Below are 2,750 nucleotides of genomic sequence, written 5' to 3'. Positions count from 1 at the left end.
GTAGCTCTTCTGATAATTGTAGATCGATCGAAGCCGGACGCGCACCCGCATTAGATGCCCATTGTTTGAGGGCTTCAATTTGAGGTTTGGCGATCGCGGCTAATGGTACGGTTTCTTCTAAGGCACGGATGATATGTTCGGTGTTAAAGTCCGATCGATTGCCCGTGGTTCCGCTACTAAAAGCCTGTTGCATTCCTTCGACGATCGCTTGCTCGATTTCGGCACCGCTATAATCTAGCGAATGTCTGGCGAGTAATGCTAAATCGAATTCTCGCAACCGACTGGGTCGGAGTTTTTGTAAGTGTACCCGAAAGATTTCTTGACGTTCAGATTCATTGGGCAGGTTCAAGAAAAAGATTTCATCGAATCGCCCTTTACGTAATAATTCCGCAGGCAAAATCTGAATATTATTCGCCGTCGCCACCACAAATACCGGACTAGTTTTTTCCTGCATCCAAGTAATCAAACTGCCAAATACCCGCCGACTCGTCCCCGAATCGCCATCGAAACCACTGCTGATATTTCCAAACGCTTTATCGATTTCATCCATCCACAAGACGCAGGGAGCCACCGCTTCGACGATCTTTATCATCTGGCGCACCTTACTCTCACTCTCTCCCACTAACCCGCCAAATAACCGCCCCGCATCCAACCGCAACAGCGGTAACCGCCACTCATGCGCGATCGTTTTTGCCGAAAGCGATTTACCAGTCCCCTGAATTCCCGCCAGTAGCACCCCTTTAGGATTAGGAATGCCATAACGCCTAGCCTCTTCGGTAAAGCTATCCTGACGCATCCGCACCCACTGTTTGAGGTTATCTAGTCCGCCGACACTCTTGAGAGATTCGTGGGTGGTGTAGAATTCCAGAATTCCCGTCTGACGGATGGCTTGCTGCTTGGCAGCGAGTACTCTGTCGATATCTTGCTCGCTGACTTGTTGGTTGGCGGCGAGGGAAATGGCGAGTACGCGTTGAATCCGCGCTCGACTCAACCCTTGACAGGCTTTAACGAGTTGCTCTCTACCGAGGGAGGAGAGTTTGAGTTTATCGGGTACGACTAATTGAGAGATCAGATAATCGATTTCATTCGCGTCAGGAAGGGGAAAATCGATGGTAGTTGTTTCTTCGATAAATTCTGGCGGTACGTCGAGGGAATAACTGGTGATAATTAATGTCTTACGACTGCGTTTGAGTTCGCGGGTGAGATTTTTGATCTCGCGCACGATGGGCACATTTGGCGGTTGCAGGGGCGATTTCAAGATCGGGTGAATGTCTTGCAAGACAAAGATCGCGGGTTTATCCGCAGGTGCTTTGGCAATTCTGCCTAATGCGGCAATGGGCGAACCTTTATCGGCTCCAGTATCATTCCAACCCCTGACGATATCCCAAAAGCGGAGTTCTCTAGCTGGTTGAGATTTATCTGCTACTTGTAGTAGTACGGTTTCGATCGGTTCTTCTTCGGCACCGACAATATAAATCAGCGGATACCGCGCCCGCAGCATTAAGTCTAACTGTTCGACGATTTCTTGGTGGCTGCGAGGTAAGGACATTATGGATTTTGGGTTGTTTCTATTATTTTAGATCGGAGGGTGAAACGATATCGATCGCTTCTAGAATTTAGTCTTTAGTTGAAGCCCTCAAATGAATTTGGGGCTAAGAGCGTAAGTTCGTTGAAACGAACTAAGATCTCTCCGTCGTTATCTTCAGATAACTTCAGCTATGAGCGCGAAATTCCATTTCAGCGCGGATGTCGCATCTCACCAATAACCTCTAGAATTTAGCGGAGATCTAAGCCCTCAAATGAATTTGGGGCTAAGAGCGTAAGGTAAGGATTCAGGTCTAGGAAAGAGGAATGAGAGAGGGCATTGCTAATTCACAAGAATGAGCAGAGATCGCCTCACGGAAAAATGACATCGCCGACCGAACTTGAAAACGACAAGTCTGAATTACAGACAACAAATCGGCAGTTTGCTCAAATCGTTTCATCGAACGAGAGCCACCACAAACTTTCCGTTTGGTTACGGCCAGACGAAGAGAGCGTTCAGCTAAATTATTGTCAGGTGGAACGTTCGGGTCGTCTAGAAAGTACCACCATTGCTCTGCCTTGTCACGTAATGATTTGAGTAACAAACCAGCAGCATAACCAGCTTGACTTAACCAAGTTTGAATTGCTCCATTGAGTCTGAGTTTGAAATCAATCGCCCACTGGTAGTAGGTTGGTAAATCTCTTCCCTCACGCCAGAGTCGATGCTGTATAAAAGCTTCATTGATTAAGTCAATAAAGACGGTGGCGATAGCGGCATTATTATTTTTACCAGGGAGTCCCAACACTTTCTTGAAATGTCGCAGCAAATGAGCCAAACACTTTTGTTGTGCTGGACTTAATAGTAAGTCGAAACTTCTAACCAAACGAACAAGAAGGCACAAGAAATTTATAAGATTGCTTGTAAATTGGTAGAAGGCAGAGAACTAGTTGATGAAATCAAGAATCAATCTTCCAGATTAATTTTAGCAACTAATATATTAAGCGAAACTGAATTAGCTTCAGCAGAGATATTAGTTGCATATAAGAAGCAACAGTCTTGTGAAAGAGGATTTAGATTTCTCAAGGATCCATTGTTTCTACTCTTTTGGGATTTTTGACGAATAAGCTATCTGCAAAAAACAATGGATCCTTGAGAAATCTAAATCCTCTTTCACAAGACTGTTGCTTCTTATATGCAACTAATATCTCTGCTGAAGCTAATTCAG

General features: G+C 45.4%; 2 protein-coding genes. Both read right to left on the bottom strand.

Features of this window, described 5'->3' with window-relative positions:
• The coding region (locus Q0R35_RS15995; RefSeq protein ID WP_295620562.1) for an AAA family ATPase at positions 1 to 1,549 on the bottom strand (1,549 nt) is incomplete at its 3' end.
• Positions 1,550 to 1,838: 289 nt separating this feature from the next.
• A complete protein-coding gene (locus tag Q0R35_RS15990) occupies positions 1,839 to 2,360 on the bottom strand; it encodes a transposase (protein ID WP_295620558.1) in 522 nt (173 codons plus the stop codon).
• Positions 2,361 to 2,750: the final 390 nt, after the last annotated feature.

The organism is Chamaesiphon sp. GL140_3_metabinner_50 (assembly GCF_025361915.1).
In the GTDB taxonomy this organism is placed as follows: Bacteria; Cyanobacteriota; Cyanobacteriia; order Cyanobacteriales; family Chamaesiphonaceae; genus Chamaesiphon.
This window is presented reverse-complemented; position numbering and strand designations above follow the sequence as displayed.